Annotated in this window: 14 protein-coding genes, 1 tRNA gene and 5 pseudogenes; 9 read left to right on the forward strand and 11 right to left on the reverse strand. The window is 43.3% G+C overall.

Features of this window, described 5'->3' with window-relative positions; genetic code table 11:
* Nucleotides 1-334 precede the first annotated feature (334 nt).
* The 4 genes and pseudogenes from MHB46_RS11725 to MHB46_RS11740 form a co-directional block, all read right to left on the reverse strand.
* Nucleotides 335-442: a hypothetical protein gene (locus MHB46_RS11725; RefSeq protein WP_023986758.1), complete on the reverse strand. Its 108-nt coding sequence runs from the start codon at nt 440-442 to the stop codon at nt 335-337.
* Nucleotides 443-588: 146 nt separating this feature from the next.
* Nucleotides 589-1471 (reverse strand): annotated as a pseudogene (locus MHB46_RS11730) (glycosyltransferase family 2 protein).
* 665 nt (nt 1472-2136) lie between these two features.
* Nucleotides 2137-2369 (reverse strand): annotated as a pseudogene (locus tag MHB46_RS11735) (glycosyltransferase); the annotation flags it as partial.
* A gap of 246 nt (nt 2370-2615) precedes the next feature.
* The gene (locus tag MHB46_RS11740) at nt 2616-2861 is read right to left on the reverse strand and encodes a WGxxGxxG family protein (RefSeq protein ID WP_341162411.1); all 246 of its coding nucleotides are present in this window, start codon (nt 2859-2861) and stop codon (nt 2616-2618) included.
* Between the two features lie 154 nt (nt 2862-3015).
* Here MHB46_RS11740 and MHB46_RS11745 point away from each other — a divergent pair, with 154 nt between their 5' ends.
* On the forward strand, nt 3016-3534 hold the full coding sequence (locus MHB46_RS11745) for a DUF3231 family protein (protein WP_029516021.1): 519 nt from the start codon (nt 3016-3018) through the stop codon (nt 3532-3534).
* 97 nt (nt 3535-3631) lie between these two features.
* Here the strand turns inward: MHB46_RS11745 and MHB46_RS11750 are convergent, their stop codons facing one another.
* Complete coding sequence (locus tag MHB46_RS11750; protein ID WP_341162412.1) at nt 3632-3754, reverse strand: hypothetical protein; 123 nt, start codon at nt 3752-3754, stop codon at nt 3632-3634.
* A pseudogene (locus tag MHB46_RS11755) lies at nt 3717-3887 on the reverse strand (transcriptional regulator); the annotation flags it as partial. The pseudogene MHB46_RS11755 and the gene MHB46_RS11750, both read right to left, overlap by 38 nt.
* A 598-nt stretch (nt 3888-4485) precedes the next feature.
* Between MHB46_RS11755 and MHB46_RS11760 the strand changes: the two are divergent.
* The gene (locus MHB46_RS11760; protein ID WP_341162413.1) at nt 4486-5478 is read left to right on the forward strand and encodes a YiiG family protein; all 993 of its coding nucleotides are present in this window, start codon (nt 4486-4488) and stop codon (nt 5476-5478) included.
* Between the two features lie 764 nt (nt 5479-6242).
* Here MHB46_RS11760 and MHB46_RS11765 read toward each other — a convergent pair.
* A complete protein-coding gene (locus tag MHB46_RS11765; RefSeq protein ID WP_341162414.1) occupies nt 6243-7094 on the reverse strand; it encodes an aldo/keto reductase in 852 nt (283 codons plus the stop codon).
* Nucleotides 7095-7267: 173 nt separating this feature from the next.
* Here MHB46_RS11765 and MHB46_RS11770 point away from each other — a divergent pair, with 173 nt between their 5' ends.
* The 4 genes and pseudogenes from MHB46_RS11770 (at nt 7268) to MHB46_RS11785 (ending at nt 12257) form a co-directional block, all read left to right on the forward strand.
* Nucleotides 7268-7762 (forward strand): MerR family transcriptional regulator, encoded by a 495-nt coding sequence (locus MHB46_RS11770; RefSeq protein ID WP_061830029.1) that lies wholly within the window; start codon nt 7268-7270, stop codon nt 7760-7762.
* A 513-nt stretch (nt 7763-8275) separates the two neighbouring features.
* On the forward strand, nt 8276-9892 hold the full coding sequence (locus MHB46_RS11775; protein ID WP_341162415.1) for a spore germination protein: 1617 nt from the start codon (nt 8276-8278) through the stop codon (nt 9890-9892).
* Between the two features lie 12 nt (nt 9893-9904).
* Nucleotides 9905-11131, forward strand: a complete 1227-nt coding sequence (locus tag MHB46_RS11780) for a Ger(x)C family spore germination protein (protein WP_341162416.1) — start codon at nt 9905-9907, stop codon at nt 11129-11131.
* Nucleotides 11132-11160: 29 nt separating this feature from the next.
* Nucleotides 11161-12257: pseudogene (locus MHB46_RS11785) on the forward strand (GerAB/ArcD/ProY family transporter).
* Between the two features lie 1274 nt (nt 12258-13531).
* Here MHB46_RS11785 and MHB46_RS11790 read toward each other — a convergent pair.
* From MHB46_RS11790 to MHB46_RS11800, 3 genes and pseudogenes are all read right to left on the reverse strand, one after another.
* Nucleotides 13532-13928 (reverse strand): annotated as a pseudogene (locus tag MHB46_RS11790) (transcriptional regulator); the annotation flags it as partial.
* A gap of 123 nt (nt 13929-14051) precedes the next feature.
* Nucleotides 14052-14123: transfer RNA gene (locus MHB46_RS11795), tRNA-Thr, on the reverse strand.
* Between the two features lie 73 nt (nt 14124-14196).
* A complete protein-coding gene (locus MHB46_RS11800) occupies nt 14197-14544 on the reverse strand; it encodes an MTH1187 family thiamine-binding protein (RefSeq protein WP_341162417.1) in 348 nt (115 codons plus the stop codon).
* Nucleotides 14545-15069: 525 nt separating this feature from the next.
* Between MHB46_RS11800 and MHB46_RS11805 the strand changes: the two genes are divergently transcribed.
* The 3 genes from MHB46_RS11805 to MHB46_RS11815 all read left to right on the forward strand — a co-directional run bounded on the left by MHB46_RS11805 (nt 15070) and on the right by MHB46_RS11815 (nt 20372).
* The gene (locus MHB46_RS11805) at nt 15070-17403 is read left to right on the forward strand and encodes a ribonucleoside-diphosphate reductase subunit alpha (protein WP_341162418.1); all 2334 of its coding nucleotides are present in this window, start codon (nt 15070-15072) and stop codon (nt 17401-17403) included.
* Between the two features lie 20 nt (nt 17404-17423).
* Nucleotides 17424-18455: a ribonucleotide-diphosphate reductase subunit beta gene (locus MHB46_RS11810; protein ID WP_029517885.1), complete on the forward strand. Its 1032-nt coding sequence runs from the start codon at nt 17424-17426 to the stop codon at nt 18453-18455.
* Nucleotides 18456-18620: 165 nt separating this feature from the next.
* Nucleotides 18621-20372, forward strand: a complete 1752-nt coding sequence (locus tag MHB46_RS11815; RefSeq protein ID WP_341162419.1) for a methyl-accepting chemotaxis protein — start codon at nt 18621-18623, stop codon at nt 20370-20372.
* A gap of 180 nt (nt 20373-20552) precedes the next feature.
* On the opposite strand, the gene MHB46_RS11820 is transcribed toward MHB46_RS11815, so the two are convergent.
* On the reverse strand, nt 20553-21359 hold the full coding sequence (locus tag MHB46_RS11820; protein ID WP_341162420.1) for a patatin-like phospholipase family protein: 807 nt from the start codon (nt 21357-21359) through the stop codon (nt 20553-20555).
* Nucleotides 21360-21472 lie beyond the last annotated feature (113 nt).

Genomic DNA, 21472 nt, shown 5'->3' on the forward strand with positions numbered 1-21472 from the left:
AAGCCCTTATCTTTAACGAGTATTCAACGAAATAAACAACAAGAAGGACTCTATCTGGATAAATGCCCGAAGAGTCCTTTTTTTATATTCACTAAAGGGCAAATTGTTTGCATTCCCCTCCCCAGCCTACGCATTACGAGTGCGTTGGAATAGGGTCGGCCCTCTATAGCAGGGGGGATAGAACATTTGAAATGCGGCCCGTAAACTCGGCTTAAATAAACGGATAGCCCTAAGCTTAGCAGAGCTTTTTATCTAATCTAAATTCGGGCAGATTATGAAAAAAAGTCGTTGAACTTGATGGATAGGTCATAATCATACAATTCTTTTCACAAAATTAAACCCAACACGATTTAAGGATGATAACCAAGAGAATATAGAGCACCAAAATGGCCGCTGTAGAAGTCCATACACCGCAAACAGCTGCACCTGCACATCCGCTCATAGCTTTAGCCCTCCTTTATTTGTCGTCATCTTAATATATGTGTAAATACGTTCTATGACCGGGCATTCAGGTAAACATATAAACACCCCATTTACTTATGCCAGCGGGATATTAGGATACTTTCCGATCGCTTGCTGATATCTTTGTTAATATGGAAGATGAGATATACACCGTGAAAAAGCCATGCTTAATAGTTCCTGATTGTAAATCTGATACTTACAGTTTTGATCCAACACCCAATTCGCAAATCCTACTGCTTTAATGTAGCAATTATAATCATAGGGATTAATTTTAAACTCAAGAATATCCAGCATAATCTGATTCTCTTCATCTGATAATTCCAAGCCCAACTGGCTAAACTGTCTTTGCCGAATTCTCCGAGCGGTGTCGTCTTGTATTGCTCTGTGCTGAATGGACACTTGTCCTTTATGTTGACGATAAAACAATAAGTTTATGGGGAGGTTCGCTATTTGTACCTGAGAGGCTAATCGGTTCCAACCAGTTCGTAGTCTTCGGCATGAGGATAACTACTATCATATTGAATGTTTAGCCGATGTATCATGCTATTGCGTATTATTGTAGCAGGATGGCAGATACAGCAATGAAATAACAACCATGTTTTAATTTCTTCATGACTAGCCGGATTCACCTTAAGTGCCCCTCCACTAGATGTAGTAAAAGCAGCACCGCATACATCAATTAAGGGGTTTTGATCCATAAATGACATTTGCACATCCAATCGATCTGGCGTAGAAATATCATCGCTATCCATACGAACGATATATTCACCAGTTGCTCTATTGAATCCCTCGTTTAAAGTAGCGACCAAACCTTGATTGGTACTATGAAAGATTTTAACCACTCTAGGATCTGTTATCTGTGAAATAGAAAAGCAGATCCATCTGTTGAGCCATCATCAATAATAATTAATTCAAAATCGGAGTAGGTTTGAACTAAAATACTGTGGATTGCTTCCCAAATAAAAGCCACAGTATTATAAACTGGCAGTATAACTGAAGCTCGTGGCACAAGAAGTTCCCTCCATTCTACGTTTTAAATTAAGAAAATATTATTTTACATAAAAGCGAACTTCCCTATTTTTCTCGATAACTAGTTCTTCATATAATCATGTTCTAAGTATATGTATTGGAATACATTGCGAGGCGGCTTCTTGGTAAAAAAGGTTCTACTAAAAAGAACTTGTTGAACCGATAATATAATTTCCTCTTTTTTAAAATTATTGAAATAAAATAGGATTATTATAAATTTTCTTGTTCATGAACTACCCTGGTTTTTAAGTTTACTTAAAGTGAAATCTTCAAACTCTTACTCTAATTCGATTAATCGTTTAATAATACCCACTCCAACAAAAAGCACGGTCTCCAAAAGCTTGGTAGCCGCGCTGTGCTTGAGTTTCATAGAATGCTGGTGAAGGGAATTGAACCCTCGGCCTACGCATTACGAGTACGTTGAAATAGAGTCAATAAAATTGAGTTTGCGGGAGAACGCATTTCGGTTCGACATGCCGAACTGCATTCATAGTTGTATTAACGATTCATTAAACCGATAAAAAAGCTTTCTATACCACCCTTTGGGGTGATTATAGAAAGCTAATCTGCTTGGCAGCGTCTATAGCGCTCACTTAAAATTTTTCAAGGAAACTGTTTGACAATGCCTTCTGTCAAGATGTCCGCTAACCGGTCCAATACGTCCTTTTGATCTTGACGATTGGATATGGCGCACAATATAGCTTCTCGTCCATATCGTATGATCGATCCATACCTATCGCCTTTCAGTTGCACCATTTTGGAACTTTGGCAAGCATAATCCTTCTCCTCGCCTACCCTCGCTTGCGCGACTACTAACGGAGTCATGCTAAAAACGAGCCCAAGGTTAACGGCAACGCCAGTAACCATTTGTTTTTCACATTCATCTGCTCCTCTTACTTTTGGAATAAAACAGGCTGTCTTATTATGGGTGAAATATCCGATTTTATATAGGTAGTGTCAAACCAAAAGGTTGCCGATATTTTGAACGCGAAAGAGAAACTTGCTCAAAAGTGGTGTCTTAATCTTTATTTTCCGTCTAAAGACATAGTTCGAATAAAAACAATCCCCTCCGGCCAAGTATGGTTAGCGGGGATTATTAAGTTGTTTTTGAGTTGTATTTACGATTATCTTTTATTGTGGTTTTCAGGCTCGCGACGTTTTAAACCTGCCAATCCAACTAACCCCAACAAACCAAGCCACCCCCAATTATTATTATCGTCATCATTATTATTATTAGTAGTTAGCATTTGTGTTCTACCATTGTCGTTTGTGCCCATATTGTTTTGACTGTTTTCAGCAAATGCTACTGCCGCTCCAAAGCTTGAAATCATTAATGCAACAACAACCATTATCTTCATTTTTTTCAACATACCTAAACCACTCCTTAAATTTGTGTTTGCAATCAATTTTTTAATGTATTTAGCATGCCCAGTAGAACTTATTTCTTATACACACATTAAATCTTCACTACTGGGAATCATAAATTTGTACATCATTAAAATTAAAAAAGGAGTGGTTTTTATAATGGGTATCCTAAGCGGGAATCCAAAAGACGAGCCCATGCATTACGGAGAAGTTTATAGTGTGTGGCAGTTTTCAGCGTTAGCGAAAGGCAGCGTTTCATTTTACCAAGCATGTTTAAACCACGCAGGAGACAAAGAGCTCAAAAAAATACTGGATGATCTTATTGATCAAGCTAAACTGGAAATCCAAGAATGCGACGCAATGCTTACTGATAATGGAATTGCCCCAGCTCCTATTTTGCCTGAAAGACCCCCTGTGAAACTTGAAGATATCCCGGTTGGTGCAAGGTTTACTGATCCCGAAATTGCAGCTAAAATCGCATTAGATACCTCTGTGGGATTGACATCTTGCAGCCAAGCTATGGGTCAATCTATTAGAGAAGACATCGGGGCTTTATTTGCGAAATATCATCTAACTAAGACTGCTTTGGGAGTCCGTATTCTAAAAATGAACAAAGAAAAGGGTTGGCTAATACCTCCTCCTCTTCAATTAAAAAGACCTGAACCAGTTAAAGCCTAAATTTCCTGTACGATTCTTCAACACACCGTTCCTTAGATTGTTCAACAAAAATCCCCGCCGACCAGTTAAGGTTTGCGGGGATTTGCTTTGCTTACGTTTAAGCACCTTCGATGGTAACGTAAGGCTGAATACTATTGTGGTGGTTATAGGCTTGATCCGGCACAGTAACAATAAACAAAAAGCTAGCCGCAATGATCAGCAGTACCATTTTTTTCAACATTGGTCATCCACACCTTTTCGATAAAATTTAAAAACGCTGCTTTGGTTTCAGGAACCGTATAATCCCGAAAATGTAAAAACAAGCCCAAGCAGTTTATAAAATAAGTCTCATTATTTAGTGTATGATAACCTAGTCCCGTAGTGTAGAATTATCCGTCCCATAAATATAGTTATCTTGTTCTAAAGCAAGCAGCCTAATTTTTATGTCCTCTGTGCGCCTCCCTGTCTTTATCCCCAGATCCTTCATACTGGCATATTACAGCAGCCTGCTGAAAAGTTGCAGACTAGTCTGAACGGCGACGTTAAGCTAACGGGCAGGATAATTCCAATATATAGTAAAAATGTACTGAGAATGAGTTCGTCTAGGTAAACAAAGGTATCATCTTTTATGTGAAGGAGAGGAGTACGATTATGGTTAGTAAAGAAATAAGGGACATCATATTCAGGAATATTTCCAATGGGGAAATCACCACTGAGACCAGAGGAATACAAGCTTTTAGGAAGTTGGCAGAACAATCGTCAACAACAAAGAAATTTATAAAATTATGCTACTCAAGTCTCAAGACCTATTCACCAAATAATTTTAAAATTGAATAGATTGTTCACAATCAACATTGATATGCGGCGAAGAGGGAATTTAATCGACCAGAAGAGGTCAGTTGTTCTCTCTCCTATTCAGACATATTACAAAAGAAAAGCACGTTAAATTACTCAGTCGGAGGAATCACTATTTTGAGAAAGCTATCATTCTTTATTGCCATTATCATGTTAGGTGCAATGTTGTCCGCTTGTTCTGCCATTACATCCACCGTGGATCAAGCGTCTGCAGGTGTTACGTCCGGCGAGAGCAAAGAAATCGAAAAATACAATGCGTATGTGAGGCTGAATAACTTGATGACAGGCAGAATCAATGAGGTTCTGGTTCATTATTTCGAGAAGTTCGGAGTTGATACACAGCCTGTAATCGAGAAGAACTTCAGCTTCATCATGCTCGGCGTTGCTGAAAGTGAGCGGGAAGTTATTGATAAAGCGAACGGCTATACCGCAAGCCAACCTGCTTTTGCGAACGCAGACCCCGTAGTGATCAAACTGACACCGGTCATCAATGATCTGTTGTCCGTCCTGGACGAGATGAAAGTTTACTATGATACAAAAGGTTACGTGGATGATGATTTCGCAAAAGGAAAACAGCTGCATACCAAGCTGGTAAGTGCCAATCTCGCTTACGAGACTGTCTCCAAACAATACTTCACGGCTATGCAAAAGTTGGGTAACGAGCAGCGTCTGGCTGAACTGCAAAAACTCAAGGATTCAGACCAGCAGATCAGATATAATGCCTTGAAGTTCATGATAGATGCCGAGGCTACGGCCATTGAAATGGATGAGCAGGGTATCACCGCCGACAATGTGCTGCAGCTTGATATGACGAAGTTTAAAGCCAAATACGACATTATGACCGCAGATCTGAGTGCGCTCATGACCATCTCAAAAGACAAGAATCGAGTTCAAAAAGAAGGGATTAACAGCTTCAGTATCAGGAACTATGTTGATTCAGCCACTGAGGCAAAAGCGGCTGCTTCGAAAGTCATTGAACGTATCAATAATAAGGAACCTGTATCTGATTCTGACCTGAACGGCCAGTTCCTGAACACTACGGATGGCACACCTGAGAATTTCAATTATAAGCTAAGCAAGGCAGTCGAACGATATAATGAAATAAATTAAGCGTATCTAACGATAGGGGCTGCGAAAACAAATACGGAGTTCCGGTAACGAAAAAGCTCTGCCAACCATAAGGTTAGCAGGGCTTTTGCTTTAAATTCCTCCAATGGTAACTTGAGGGGGGAATGCTATGATGGTGGTTAAAAGCTTGATCCGGCACATTAACCATAAACAAAAAGCTAGCCACAATAAGCAGCAGTACCGATTTTTCCAACATTTTTATCCACACCTTTTCAATAAGATTTAAAAGTGTTAAAAAACATTGGCGATTCAATTACAGGAGAGAACACTAGTACTGAAGAACCTACTTTACTAGACTAAAGGTTAGAAGAGTGTTAGAAAAATGCTCGCTCCAACGAAAAAGGGCGACCTCCAAAAGCTTGGAAGCCGCGCTGTGCTTTAGTTTCATAGGATACTGGTGAAGGGAATTGAACCCCCGGCCTACGAATCGGCACTTCGCGTAGATATTTGTGTGTCCCAGCTTCCAACTGACAAAACCGGAAAATAATAGTCACGAACACAAGCTGAGAATTGCGCTAACAGAGACGCTCGTTGAATAAATCAGTCTAAATCTCTATTATAAGCAGACTAGAATTAATTGCTCTAATAGGAGGTTTTATTATGATTAAGCCAAAGATGACATCATTATAAAGCAGAAAAGCGAATCCAAGGGTCAATCCAAGTAAAGAAAGGACAGGAGTGACCGCCCTGTCCTTTCTTTATAGATGAGGATAAACGCGTGATCAGTTTACGGTTCGATTCAAGGTTTACAGATCGAATCTCCAGTTGCCCATCATCTTGGCGACTTCCGGGTCGCGGTACGATAAGAAAAGACTTTCCCGCGTATCGAGGGTCGAAATTTGTTCGATATCGCCCGCGCTCAACTCAAAATCAAAAATGTCAAAGTTTTCAACGATCCGCTCTTTTCTCACCGATTTTGGAATTACAACGACTTCACGCTGAACAAGCCAGCGCAATACGACCTGAGCGACGGACTTTTTGTGTTTTTCTGCGATCGAGACCAGCACTTCGTTTCTGAACATGTTGTTAAGTCCCTCAGCGAACGGGGCCCACGACTGGTGTTGAACTCTCTGCTCTTTCATAAAAGCTGCGCTCTCTGTCTGCTGGTAGAACGGGTGCGTTTCGATCTGGTTGACGGTGGGCACGATTTCGTTATGAACGATGAGGTCCATAAGGCGGTCGGGTAGGAAGTTGCTGACACCGATCGCCTTAATCTTGCCTTCCCGGTACAGGTCTTCCATCGCACGCCAAGCACCGTAGTAATCGCCGAACGGCTGGTGAATAAGGTACAGATCGAGATAGTCGAGTTGCAGCTTCTTCAAGGATTTGGCAAACGCGAGCTTGGCTCTCTCGTAGCCGGCATCCTGAACCCATAGCTTGGTCGTGATGAACAGCTGCTCACGCGGTACGCCGCTGCGCTTGATCGCACGACCGACCGCTTCCTCATTCAGATAACCGGCGGCGGTGTCGATCAGGCGGTAACCAGCCATCAACGCTTCATATACGGCGTTCTCGCATTCTTCAACATCTGGAACTTGGTAGACACCAAAGCCGATAATCGGCATTTTCACACCATTGTTTAATGTCACGGTTTGCATTGTAATTCCTCCCATTGTTCAAATGTAAAGCAAACGGCCGCGGAACTGGGAAATCGGGCACCTCAGTGGGATTCCGCTTACGGTCGACTTGCATTACAATAAACCTATCGCCTTCGTGTTACACGAAGTCAAGCCGTCTTCAAAAAAATTTACTTTTCCAAGGAGGATTCCACATGTATACAGTCAAAGAAGCCGCCCAGATAACGGGACTCACCGAGCACGCTGTACGCTTTTACACGGATAAAGGCCTAGTACCAAGCGTACAACGCAATCAAAACAACATTCGGATGTTCGACGAAGAATCGATCAACTGGTTACATGGCGTCAAATGTCTCAAGCAATCCGGGATGCCGATTGGAGTCATTAAAATGTACGTCGATTTCTGTCTCGAAGGGGATTCGACCATTCCGCAACGCTACACACTCATGATGGAGCATAAGAAAGCGGCGCTCGTTAAGCTCGAAGAAGCCAAACAGCACGTTGCCCATTTGGAACAAAAAACGGCCCTATATCAGGCCATTCTGGAGCATCGTTCTCCAGACACGACCAATCCTGGCAACTGGGATAAAATTCAGCATATGCATAGTGACGTTTTTTACTCGCCCTCTGTTCGGAAGGCTAGAGATCTACGTGAAACACAACTGCTCGAAGAAAATACTCTTTTTTAAACTCCTGGTTGGCTTAGGATGAACAAGATTTACATCAGTCTAGATTGCACTAAGCACAGAAGCGTGAGTTCAATGAAAACAGCGACAGTCTAGGACTTTGATTTCTCCGTCCTTTGCTGTCGTTGTTTCAATTTCTAGAGTCAGTCTAAAACTTATTTTATGGAACTTGGACGGTATGCAATTCGAAAAACCAATGTAGCGTTCCTAAAAACATACGTTTTTCTGATTTTATCCATAAGAAATCTCCCGTGATAGACAAAGCAATGTTTTGCTTTTTTCTAAACGTATATCTTAAATTACTTCTGTTGCTCTAATACTGCGGATTTTAAAATATATTTCAGTATGAATAAGCCTGTAGACTATAATACGTCGTTAGGCAACAGGGGCCTCCACAATTGTAATCATAGTTGCAATGGATTGGGTTGCAACCATCTTTTACAAGAACAGTACATATAAATCGTGGAATAGCAGCATATTACAATTGACCGCTAACTAGAAGGGAACTGTATTGCTATGGTTGACAAGCTAAAAAAATGGCTATTTAAGCAGCCTTCACGATCTAATAGTGGCACGAGCCTTGAGCCAGTTAATGACGAAAAATCGACTGAGCTATCCGAAGAGCTGAGTATCACGCTTAAGGACAACATGACCCTACTGAAGCAGAAAATAGGACATAGCACGGATTTCAACCTTCGTTGTTTGAACGATGAACAGGGCAATCCGGTTCTCGCTGTAGGTTTTCTTCAAGGTTTGATTGATCAACAAATTTTAACGACACTGTTGGAGGAACTCACTGCAGGTATTCGAAATGGAGATGTCTCTAATCGTAATGCTGAAAGTTGGTTGATGAGTCTTATCCCTATTGGGGGTATCACTTGCCTTGAAAATGAGCAATCACTTATCGATGCCGTTCTTTATGGACAGGCAGTTCTCCTCGTCGAAGGCAGATCCAAGGCCTTTGCAGCTTCTATCAGCGGCGGGGCTAAAAGAGCTGTTGAGGAGCCAACATCGCAGACAGTAATTCGCGGTCCTAAAGAAGGGTTTACCGAGGATATTTCCACCAATATCGCACTCCTCCGGAGAAGGATCAAATCAACTGAACTCCACTTTGATTCTCGAATTATCGGATCATACACGCAGACAAAGGTATCGGTGGCATATATTCGAGGCATTGCAGATCCGGAGGTGGTTAAGGAAATCTCCAGACGGTTAGATTCCATTAACACTGATAGTATTCTCGAAAGTGGATATATCGAGGAATTTATTCAAGATGGGGTATGGACACCCTTTCCAACCATGGTTAACACCGAGCGGCCGGATACTGTAGCAGGCAGCTTGCTTGAAGGGCAAGTAGCGATATTGGTTGATGGGACCCCATTTGCCCTGATTGCTCCCGTAACCTTTTTTCGGTTCATCTCTTCCAGTGAGGACTACTACCAACGTTATGATCTAGCATCTTTTCTTCGGATCGTTCGGATGGCATCCTTTTTCTTGGCATTGCTTTTACCCGCGTTCTTTATTGCAACAACTACGTTTCACCAGGAAATGCTACCTACAACAATGCTCATCACTTTAGCTGCACAGAGAGAAAATACACCATTGCCAGCCCTACTTGAGGCAATGATAATGGAGCTCACCTTCGAAGTCATCCGTGAAGCAGGAGTACGAATGCCTCGTGCCGTAGGGCCTGCAATCTCTATCGTTGGGGCTTTGGTTCTTGGACAAGCTGCCGTTCAGGCAGGATTGGTTTCCGCAGCTATGGTCATTGTGGTATCATTCACAGCCATCTGCAACTTTGTGTTACCTGCATTCAGTATGGCTGGGTCTGTTCGTTTGCTCAGATTTGGACTTATGCTAATGGCAGGTTTATTGGGGTTATACGGCGTTTTGTCAGTCTTGGTTCCCATCCTCGTTCGATTAGTATCTGTGAATTCGTTTGGCGTTCCTTATATGATGCCGCTCGCACCTTTCTATAAGAGCAATATGAAAGACCTGTTTGTGCGTGTACCTAGGTGGAAGATGAAGAAGCGCCCTGTAATGATTGGGGATTCCAATCCAGTAAAGCAGGCAACGGAACAGGAATCATTTGCAGAACAGGCGGGAGAACACGGCCGAGATCCCATGGCGTAAGGAGGAATCGATTTGTCTCAATTAGGCAGGTTTATTTGGGTCTTGGTCATATTATTCATTTTGCCGGGTTGCTGGAACCGAGTCGAACTGAATGAGCTGTGGGTAACTGCAGCTACAGGAGTAGATATGATGGACGATGGACAGTGGATGGTGTCCTATCAGCTTATTGTTCCCTCCGCCCTTGCAAGTGGTACCGGAGGAGGAACCGGAGGGTCTTCTCAACCAGCATTCCATGTATTCTCTGTAAAGTCCAAAACCTATAGCCAGGCGTTATCGTACAGCAATTTAAAAACATCAAGACGAATTTACGTAGCACATAATCGTGTTGTATTTATCGGCAAAAGAGCGGCTGAGAAGGGAATGGACCGTTTAATCGATTTTTATCTTCGTAGTACGGAAGCGAGGGAGATGGTCAATATGATTGTAACGGACGGATTAGCATCCGATCTAATAAAGAAATTGTTGCCGCCTGAAAAACTTCAAGGCGCCGCTATGGCTGAATTAGTTGACAAAGAGAGTAATATGTTATCGATGTTTCCAAAAGTCAGGGTATATGATTTTGTATTAAGCATGAACTCGGATTCCAAATCCATCGGGGTACCTGTCGCCGAGTTGATCGGAGAAAGAGACTACCAGAACGAGCAGGAAGCAGAGAGTCTAGATGTCTTCAAAAAAACCTCGGCCCCGCTCAAACTGGCATTGACTAAATTGGCGATATTCCAAAACGGAAAGCTTAAAGGATTTCTCAACAAGAAAGAGAGTCTGGGAGTATCTTATCTGTCTCAAAAGGTTAGCAATACTGAAGTTTCGTTCCCATGCGACGAACAACCCAGTAGGGAAATGTACTCTTCCCTGCTAGTAAACTCAAGTAATGTGAAGATCACACCACAAAAAACGAGTTCTCATTACACTATGCAGGTTGGAGTGAAAATTAACGGGACTTTAAGTGAAACAACATGCACTAAGGATATTTCCAAGATGAAGACCATACATGATTTGGAAGAAGAGATTGCAAAAGAAGTGACCAGTACGATAAATGAGGGCTGGGCTAAACTTCAGGAACTTGGGGTAGATGCAACTGGTTTCGCTGACCGGATTCACCGGAGGTTCCCAAAAGAGTGGAACACAGTGAAAAAAGACTGGGAACAGGAATTCAAGAGGATAGAACTGGACATTCGAGTGGATGCACGGATTAAGCGTCCTGGACTCCTACAAAAGGGTATCGGAAGTCAAACCTAAACCAATTTGTATGAAAGGACTCAAAAAGTATGAGGGAAACCGTCACCAGGGTATCCGGGTTAGCTATCGCCTTCTCCTTGTTTCAGGTTGGCAGTACAACATTATTCCTATTGGGAGCTAAAGCCAAGCAGGATGCATGGCTAGCCATGCTGATCGGTGCACTTGCAGGCTTCGTCCTGCTAATCATGTATTTATACATGCATAAGCTTGACCCACACCGGGATTTGTATGAACTCCTATGCCATTATTGGGGAAAATGGGTTGGTAGTCTGGGTGGTCTTCTGTTCATCAGTTACTTTGCTTATGAAGCTTCCAGGAATGTCAGAGACATGGGTGAGCTCGGCGCATTGACATTGCTGAACAGAACCCCTACCGAAGTTATTACATTTATAGCATTAATTGCCTGTGCCGATGTGGTATGGTTTGGGCCGAGAGTCTGGTTCCTTCTATGTCATATATTTTTTCTTCTGCTTTTTTTGGTTACAGCACTTTACTCTTGCTTACTCCTTTTACGGGACTCATTCACTTTGAGTTTTTGTTTCCTGTATTGGAGAACGGTTTAACTCCCGTAGTGAAGGCTGCCATTCCCGAGATCATGTCTTTTCCCTTCGGTCAGACGATTCTTTTTCTTGTGCTGTTCAAGCTTGTCACGGATAAACGTAAATTACAGCGGTCGATCGTCATTGTTTACTGGATCACTGCTGTGTTCCTTATTGTAATGAATGAGCTAACAATCCTCGTTCTAGGTCCGAAATGGGCAGCATCAAGCACCTATCCCTTATTTGAGGTTACACAACTTATTCAGCTACCAAAAACATTCGAGAGAGCTGATGTTCTGTTTTCGATGATTCTATTTATTGGAATCGGAGTCAAAACAGCTGGTTTTATGTTTGGTGCCGTTATTGGACTTCAAACGATAACCCCTTTTAGATATAAGCCTGCGTTACTGTTGCTGAGCATTATCATATACGGCCTTACGTTTCTCTCCCCAAGGTTAACCGAATTTTTGTGGTTCGGTCTTAATGTTGCTTTGATTCAAATCTGGCCTATCTTTCAGATTGCTCTACCTGTCCTCCTTTTCCTGACCATGCTAATTCGGAAGAAGAAGAGAAGGGCTTATAGTTAGCAGCTACTGTAGCCATGAGCATGTTGATTTTACGCACCGGTTGAAGTGGTCAGTAGAAGTAGAAATGTGCATGTCTATACCAGAAGTCAAGTATATCAGTGTACTGATACAAGCTTGGATAAATCACCTTTTTTTCTTTTAGTTAATAAACAGGTAATTAACCATCTACTATTGAGCTAAAGGGAAACAATAGCTCAATAGACACAAGGAGATGGCAGCCGATAATGTAGCTGTTTCTGTTCTAACATAAAAGTAAAAGACCTCCATATCATTGAAGTACGCCCTTTAGAATAGACAAGGATAGGTATGTGTAAAGCTGAAACGGGAAAACGACATACTAAACAGAAGATGAAGCACACAAATATGTAACCATTGAGATTCAACTATTTTTGCAGCATGACCATGACGTCTTAGATGAACCATAAAAAGGTACTCCTGCTCATGCAGGTCTTGGGAATCGGCTCACAAAATCGCCGGAAGTCTCGTTGCAACTATACTTCTTCTACGGAAGGTCGTGTGGCGAAAAACCTGCTAAAACAGGATTTCAAGGCGCACAAACCTAATCAAAAATGGGTCACAGATATCACGCAATATCGTGTAGGGGGTTGCTGGGTATATCTATCTGCGATTAAAGATAATTCAACAATGAAATTGTAGCCCACCAACTCAGCGAACATAACGACAACGAATTGATTGTATAGACATTCGCCAAAGCCTTTCCAAGCAAAAAGACGTGACCGGACTGGTCGTTCACAGCGACTAGGGCTTCCAGTACACGTCTCACACTTACCACGACATGCTGCCAAAGGTTGGCACACAAATCAGCATGTCTTGTCATTTTACAACTATTTATCTGATCTTTATGGTCACTTTGTCTTAACCTGCCAATTCAATTAATCATAACAGAGAGCTTATTTTGTATACATTATTTGTAATGCAGCATTGCTTTTAATTACACATTAATTCTTCACTCGCCGACCAGTCAAGGTTAGCGGGGATTGGCTTTGCTTACCTTTAAGCTCCTCCATGTGTTGCAAAGATTTGAAATCCCTCATTATGGCTGTCCAGAAAAATAGGTACAGTTAAGGTAAACAAAAAACTACTCGCAACGATCAACATTACCACTTTTTTCAACATTATTTAACCACACCTTTTCAATGAGATTGTAAAACTCTGTTTTGGTTTCAGGAACCGCATGGGCTTTGAAACGCACAAACAACCCCATACAATTTATAAAATATGTCTCATTATTTAGTATATGCGCTTTTACCATTAGCCGCATTTCGTGCCTGTGCGAATAATTCCTCTGCAATGTCAAATAGTTTGGGCGAATAGAGTAGATTGTCCATGATAGCTCCCACCACTCGACGGATCGCATCCAACTTGTCCAACTCCGCACAGCGAAACAAAAATGGCTCGATTCGTCTCATATTCGGTGCGGTGTCGATGATATAGTTCTCTATAAATAGATCATAAAAATAGCCTTCTGGTAAACCCATAGCCTCAGTAATGCGATCTATCTGGTTAACAGACATAGACTTATTCCCTGTCACAATAGCACTTACTATTCCCCTATTCATACCTGCTATATGCCCGAATTGCGTTAGACTCATGCCCTCTTGTTTTAAGTATCTGTCCAATTCTGCTCGTACCCGTAGGTGTATGCTTCATGCCATAGCCACCCTTCGCATAGAAATTCCATATTTTCTAAAAACAAAGAAGATTGTCCAGAATCACAAAAAAGCGCGCCCTCCAAAAAGCTTGGAAGCCGCGCTGTGCTTGAGTTGATAGCTATGCTGGTGAAGGGAATTGAACCCCCGGCCTACGCATTACGAGTGCGTTGCTCTACCCCTGAGCTACACCAGCAGGTCAGTGTAACTGACAACAAAAACTATTATACTCTTAGTTACATAAAAATCAATCACTTACATCAACTTTATCAACTAGGATTTGGATTTAGTTCGGTAACATTTCCTGTCGCGGTGCCAGATAGTTTCTCTGCGACGGAACGGAGCTTTTGGTGACTGGAGGAAGGCTTGTCACGGCGATCATCAATTTTGACCGAAGTGGAAACACGCTTGGCTCCAGACAGGAATGGCGCTTCGTGCAGCGCAGCAATGGCGGTGAACACATCGTCCAACGAACCTTCAATAATCGTACTCATAGAGGTAAGCTCATAGGTAATTCCTTTTTGCGTCTTCAACATTTTTTGCATCTGGGCAACGTAGTCGCTCAGGCTTGTACTCCCCGTTCCAATCGGGATCACTGTCACTTCTGCAATAGCCATCGCCAAGTTCCTCCTTTAATTTAAAATCGTCGCTTCTTTAAAAATCTAAAATCTCAGTCCGATAGAGCGAGTAACCCTATTTCATAAAAAAAGTTCATATGTATGCTGCTTGTTTCTGTAGGAAACACTCTATCATTCATTGTACCGTTCAAACTGCCTCAATTCAAATACAGCCCGCGACTTCTCTGCATATTTTGATTTTCCACTCCTTTTCCTTTACGTATGGCTTCGAATGTTGCTATAATACTCCTTGCACTTATTTGAAATTTTAAGTTTATACACACAATATGTTGGGTTAAATATTCATAACACGTCTAAATATAGTGATGTAGCCGATAAATCGTACGGGAACCATCTTTTCCCCCTTCATTGGCAGGTGCATCGCTATTTCTATGTTATTGGATTACATACAGCCCCCAAATGCTGTCTGACCATCGCTTTTTTCGCCATTATCTTCTCATCATGATCATTTTCATGCCTATTCCCAAGTATGATTCCAAATCAGGAAAGCGAGGAATTAATCCTATGCCACAACTCGTAACCAAACCAAACAATCGCCAGTTGGCTTTTGATGAAATACGCATTTCCGTATATGCCGACCGTGTACTCAGCGGGCTAGACAAGCTGGATAAAGATCGTCTCATTCGCGGTGTAACTAGCAAGCTGCGCCGGGACGAAGTCACGGGGGATGACATCAGCAACGCGTTTGCGATGGCTGCCCTTGAACTGGTTAGCAAGGAAGAACCGGACTGGAAATTTGCCGCTGCACGTGCTTTGCTCACTTCCTTGTATAAAAAAGCGGCCACTCACCGCCGTTATAAATCCTATGCGGACGAGCCTTACGGTGCTTTTTATCCACTGATCACGGATTTGGTCCAAAAAGGAATTTACCGTCAAGAACTGCTCGACTACTATACCAAGGAGCAGATTGATGAGTTGGGCGATTCCATATTGCCGAAAAATGATCTGCTGTTCGATTATATCGGGTTGTTAACGCTGTCTGAGCGCTATTTGGCCAATGATTTTGACGGACGCGTAATGGAACTGCCGCAGGAACGCTACATGATCATCGCGATGTACCTGATGCACCAAGAGCCTGCCGACAAGCGGATGGAGCTGGTCAAAGAAGCGTACTGGGCGATGAGCAACATGTACATGACAGCAGCTACACCAACCATGTCCAATGCCGGAAAAAAGGTGGCCGGACAGCTCTCCAGCTGCTTTATCGACACCGTAGACGACTCGTTGGAAGGTATTTTCGACTCCAATACGGATGTAGCCCGTCTTAGCAAAATGGGTGGCGGTATCGGCGTGTACCTCGGTAAAGTACGGGCGCGTGGCTCTGATATCCGTGGACATAAAAATACAAGTTCCGGCGTCATTCCGTGGATTCGCCAGTTGAACAATACAGCTGTTAGCGTAGACCAATTGGGTACTCGCAAAGGTGCAATTGCCGTATATCTGGACGTATTCCATAAGGACATTCTCGCGTTCCTTGACCTGAAGCTGAACAACGGTGACGAACGGATGCGTGCCCATGACGTGTTCCACGGCGTATGTCTGCCCGATCTGTTCATGGAGCGGGTCGAAGCACGGGGCGAATGGAATCTGTTCTGTCCGCATGAAGTGAAGAAGGTGATGGGCTGGAAAGATGACAAGGGCCGTCCACTGGGCCTGGAGGATTTTTATGATGAAACCTTCGGTTCAGGTACCTTCCGCGAGAAATACGAAGAGGCGTCGCAGCATCCCATTCTCTCTCGTATTACAGTGCCTGCCATCGACATTATGAAGCGCCTGATGAAGTCACAACTGGAAACAGGTACACCTTACATGTTCTACCGTGATACGGTAAACCGGGCGAACCCGAACCGTGCCCATGGTATGGTGTATTCCTCCAACCTGTGTACGGAAATTATGCAAAACCAATCTGCAACTGTAGTAGAAAAAGAAGAATTGGTCACCAAGGACGGACAAACACGCATCGTTATTTCCAAAATTCCTGGCGACTTTGTGGTGTGCAACCTGAACTCCATCCATCTGGCTCGTGCGGTTCCGGCAGGTGTGCTGGATCGCCTCGTACCGATTCAGGTACGTATGCTGGATAATGTTATTGATATCAACAACATTGAAGTACTGCAAGCACAATATACGAACAGCCAATATCGCGCTGTCGGTCTGGGTACATTTGGACTGCATCATCTACTCGCACTGGAAGGTATCCGTTGGGAATCCGATGAAGCGGTAACCTATAATGATCATTTGTATGAAAAAATTAACTACCTGGCAGTCAAATCCAGCATGGAGCTAGCGAAAGAAAAAGGCCGTTATGCCAAATTCGAGGGTTCTGACTGGTCTACTGGGCACTATTTCACTTCCCGTGGCTATACGGATGGTACACGTGAAGGCAAATTTGTCACTACGTCCGAGTGGAGCGAGCTTGCAGAAGAAGTCAAACAAAATGGTGTCCGCAACGCATGGCTGTTCGCCATCGCGCCTAACGGGTCCACGTCTATTATTGCAGGCTCTACCGCCAGCATTGATCCATTGTACGAGCTGCTTTCCTATGAAGAGAAAACAACTTACAAGATTGCTAACCCTGCACCGGATTTGAACGAAAAAACCATCTGGTACTACAAGACGGCTTTCTTGCTGGATCAACACGCTTCGATCAACATGGCTTCTGCACGTCAGCGTCATATTGACCAGGGCCAAAGCTTTAACCTGTATGTACGGCCTGATATTAAAGCAACTGAATTTTTAGAGCTGCACATCCATGCCTGGAAATCAGGTATGAAATCGACCTATTATGTACGCAGCCGCGCACTGACGATTGAAGAATGTGATAGCTGCGCATCCTAAACTAAAGGAGAGAAGCTCTCATGCAGTTACAGAAAATTTTTAACACGGAAGCGCCAAATCGCTCTACCCGTATTATTGAAGGCGAAAGCTCCGGTATTTTGAATTGGAACGATATTCGGATGCCGCATATGTACAAATTGTATAAAGTGCTACTGCTGAACCACTGGATTCCAGATGAAATTCCGATGTCCAAGGACGCGTCCCAGTTCCCTGTGCTGGATGCCGAAGAACAGCGCACCTTCAAAATTAACATCGGCCTGCTGGCTGTGTTGGATTCGATGCAAACGATGTTTGTCGGGGATGTAAAACGCTATTTTACCGACTCGTCACTGGAAGCTATTTCAGCGATTATCGGGCAGCAGGAAGTGGTGCATAACCAGTCCTACTCCTACGTTCTGTCTTCTTTGGTGTCAGATCAGGAACAGAAGGAAATTTTTGAATACTGGAAAAACGATCCTGTCCTGCTGGAGCGTAACACATTCATCTCGGATATTTATCAGGAGTTCCGCGATGAGCAGAACCCACAAACCTTTTTCCAAGCGATGGTAGCCGATTTGATTTTGGAAGGCATTTTCTTTTACAGCACATTTGCTTTCTTCTACAATTTGGCCCGTGATCAGAAAATGATGGCAACCAGCCAAATGATCTCGTATATTCAGCGTGATGAAAATCAGCATTGCTACTTCTTCGCCGAAGTGTTCAAGCAGCTATTGTCCGATTTCCCTGAGTTGAATACCAAGGAAAATACGGACTATGTCTATCGTATGATTGACCGAGCTGTGGAGTTGGAAACGAATTGGGCGCATTATACGCTCAAAGAGGTTCGCGGCATCGACTTGAACGAGCTGAGCGATTACATCAAATACATGGCAAATATGCGCCTGAGACTGCTTGGTATGGACAAAGCGTACGAAGGCGTAGATGTTAACTGTATGCCTTGGATTAAACCATTCTCAGACGAAGCGCTGAATGCGACAAAAACGGACTTTTTTGAAGCAAAATCACGCAATTATGGCAAGGTCGGAGATGACAACGGATTTGACGATTTGTAAGTCATAAGATACAGCCTTAACTCGGTACTTACCGGGCTAAGGCTTTTTTCATGAGAATTTACGCAAATACGCAAAAAAATCATGAAACATCTAAATAACTATTCATATTTTCCTATTTGTACACGATATATATGAAGGTGAAAAAAATATAGTAAGGAGCATATTATGAAAAGCAGCGTTAAAAAAAGAATGGGATTACAATCCAAACTCTACTTCATCTTGCTCATTCCTTTAATAGTGATTGGCGTCATTGTTCTGTGGACGACCAATCAATCTATCCAAAATGCTTCTCTATCAACCATGCAGCTAAACAATGAAACGCTGGCAAAGAACACGGCTCAGTCATTGGACAAATCTGCAGTCAAGAGCTTAAATACTGATTCATCTGAGCAAAGTAGCGAGTATAAGCAGCTTCGGAACGAGTTAAATACGCTCAGGCTGCAAACTGGAATCCTGTACATCTATCTGTACAACCGTGTGGGCAATGAGTGGAAAATTACGGTGGATGGAGCCGCATGGGACGACAAAGACTACAGTCCATTCGGAACTCCTGTAAGTTTTACCCTTAAAGAAACGGAAGAGAAATTGAAACAAGGGGAAACAGTGACTACAGATATTACAACGGACCCTGAGTGGGGGACGATGTTTTCCTCCTTTACTCCCATTAAGGATACAGATGGAACCATCATTGGTTATTTGGGAATCGATAGATCCCTGTCCTCTGTGACTGAAGTATACGAACATACCTTGCCCGAGGCCTACCGATTAGTTATTCCTGTTATCTCCATCATTCTGATCATCTCAATTGCCGCTATGATGATGGTAACCCGGCGGATACTGCGTCAGGTGAGATTTATTAAAAATACACTGGAGCAAGTAGCCGACGGCAACCTTACGGTTACATCGTCGCAAGTAACATATGATCAGTTAGGCGAAATCAGCAAATTGACAAACAAAATGGTGGAAGCCATGTCCAATATGATTGTGGATATTCAAAGCAGTTCTAGCACACTCCAGCATGCATCAGAGAATATCGTCGTGACAACGGAGGGGACACTCCACCAAACTGAGGAACTGTCCCGCACACTCCAGCAAATTGCCGATGTCTCTATTAACCAAGCGGATCAAGCAGTGGAATCGGTTCAACAATCTGACCGATTAGGACAAACGCTGGATGAAGTCGGAAGCCATGTGCAACAATTTACGGATACGGCCCATCATCTCAATGAGGTTCGTAATCAGGTAGCTAGTGAGCATGAACTGTTATTAGAGAAAGGACGAGAAAGCGCCTTGCGTATCAAGCAGATGCAGCGCATGTCACACGCGTTAACCGAAAAATCCCGCGAGGCGGCTAACATCGGTCAGCAGGTACAGGGCATCGTAAAGCAGACGCAGATTTTGTCCTTTAATGCATCTATTGAAGCCTCACGTGCAGGCGAAGCTGGCAAGGGTTTTTCTGTGGTCGCTCATGAAATGGGACAACTTGCCCAACAATCCGCCATATCGATTCGTGAAATCGACGAAATCTTAAAAAGCTTTGTTGAGCAAATTGAGCAAATGGGTGATCAATTTGATGAAAACATAAAGACCGTCAATCAACAAGAAACCCAAATTTCTGTATGTCTACAGTCTGTTGACAAAGTCACCCAGGTTTCACAGGAAGTTCAGGAGTTAGCTGCACATCTGGCTCAATTGACGGCAGAGATGCAAGAGGTACGTCACAGCGTAGATCAACATTTAAATCACACAGCCAGCGCGGCACAGCAGACTGCCGGAATGACAGAAGATGTATCAGCAAGCGCTCAGAAGCAGGCCCTAGCGGTAAAAGAACTATCCGAAGTAGCCCGCAATCTGACCACACTATCAAACAATCTGCAGCGACATGCTGACCAGTTCCGGGTGAAAAACGCTGAATAGTAAAAAAGGGATTACCCATGCATGATGAATTGTGACTCGTAAGATGAACCTTTGAAAAAGCGTTTCTTTTACGGGTCATTTGCGTTTTCAACAGATGAATACAAGATGTGTCTAGAGCGGATCAGTGGCAGATGATCTATGCGTGCGTGTCGACTAAGAGGCACTTCTTTTCTTTACATACTAAACATGCATCTGTGCTGATTGCCCATGATTGGCTATTTGCGGCTTCAGTTCATCCATGATCCATTCAGCCGCTTCCTCGCCAGCCTCGACGCATTCAGGCCATTTTGTAAAATCAAACGCCGCAATATGTCCGACTTCAGGGCGAATAACAACGTCTGCTAGCCGGAGACTATTATGCTTTCGTTCGGCGGTCATCAAGCTGTAAGAGCGGTATACAACTTCCACCATATTTCGCGGCGGCTTCTTTTCATGTCCCCGTGCCACATCAACAGCAATTACTAAACAATCTGCTTCCCGACTCATCTCTTCTACAGGCAAATTGTTTAATACCCCTCCGTCGACCAGCATCTTGCCTTCATGCATCACAGGAGCGAATAAGCCAGGAAACGCCATCGTAGCCCGCAGTGCTGTCACCAAATCACCTTGTTCAAAAATGAATTGCTTGCCTTCCAGTAAATCGACAGAAACAGCTTTAAAACGGATAAGAAGATCCTCAATCTTCTGCGTATGCTGTCCATACTGCTGCAGTAGCTCATTCACCACCGTATTCATGCTGTTACCGCCAATTAAACCACGATGGCGTATGCCGATATCCAACAGGCGGTATTTAGGTGTCTTTTTAATACAATCCAATAGAGCATCCGTAGGAACACCCGCCGCATAAAGTCCGCCAACAATGCCGCCCATACTCGTACCGACGATACAATCGACCTGAATCCCGTGTCTTTCGAACGCTCTCAGTACCCCCAAATGAGCAAGTCCTCTGACTGCTCCCCCACCCAAAACCAATCCTACCTTCGGCATATACGCAACCCCTTTACATGTATTTACTGCATGCGTCCAAACACACAAAAGACCCAAAAACTAAACGTAAGGAGGCCAGCTTCCTCTCCTCACAAATGACTCATTCCTGTTAT

Origin of the sequence: Paenibacillus sp. FSL H7-0703 (assembly GCF_038003485.1) — a bacterium.
Lineage (GTDB): Bacteria > Bacillota > Bacilli > Paenibacillales > Paenibacillaceae > Paenibacillus > Paenibacillus polymyxa_B.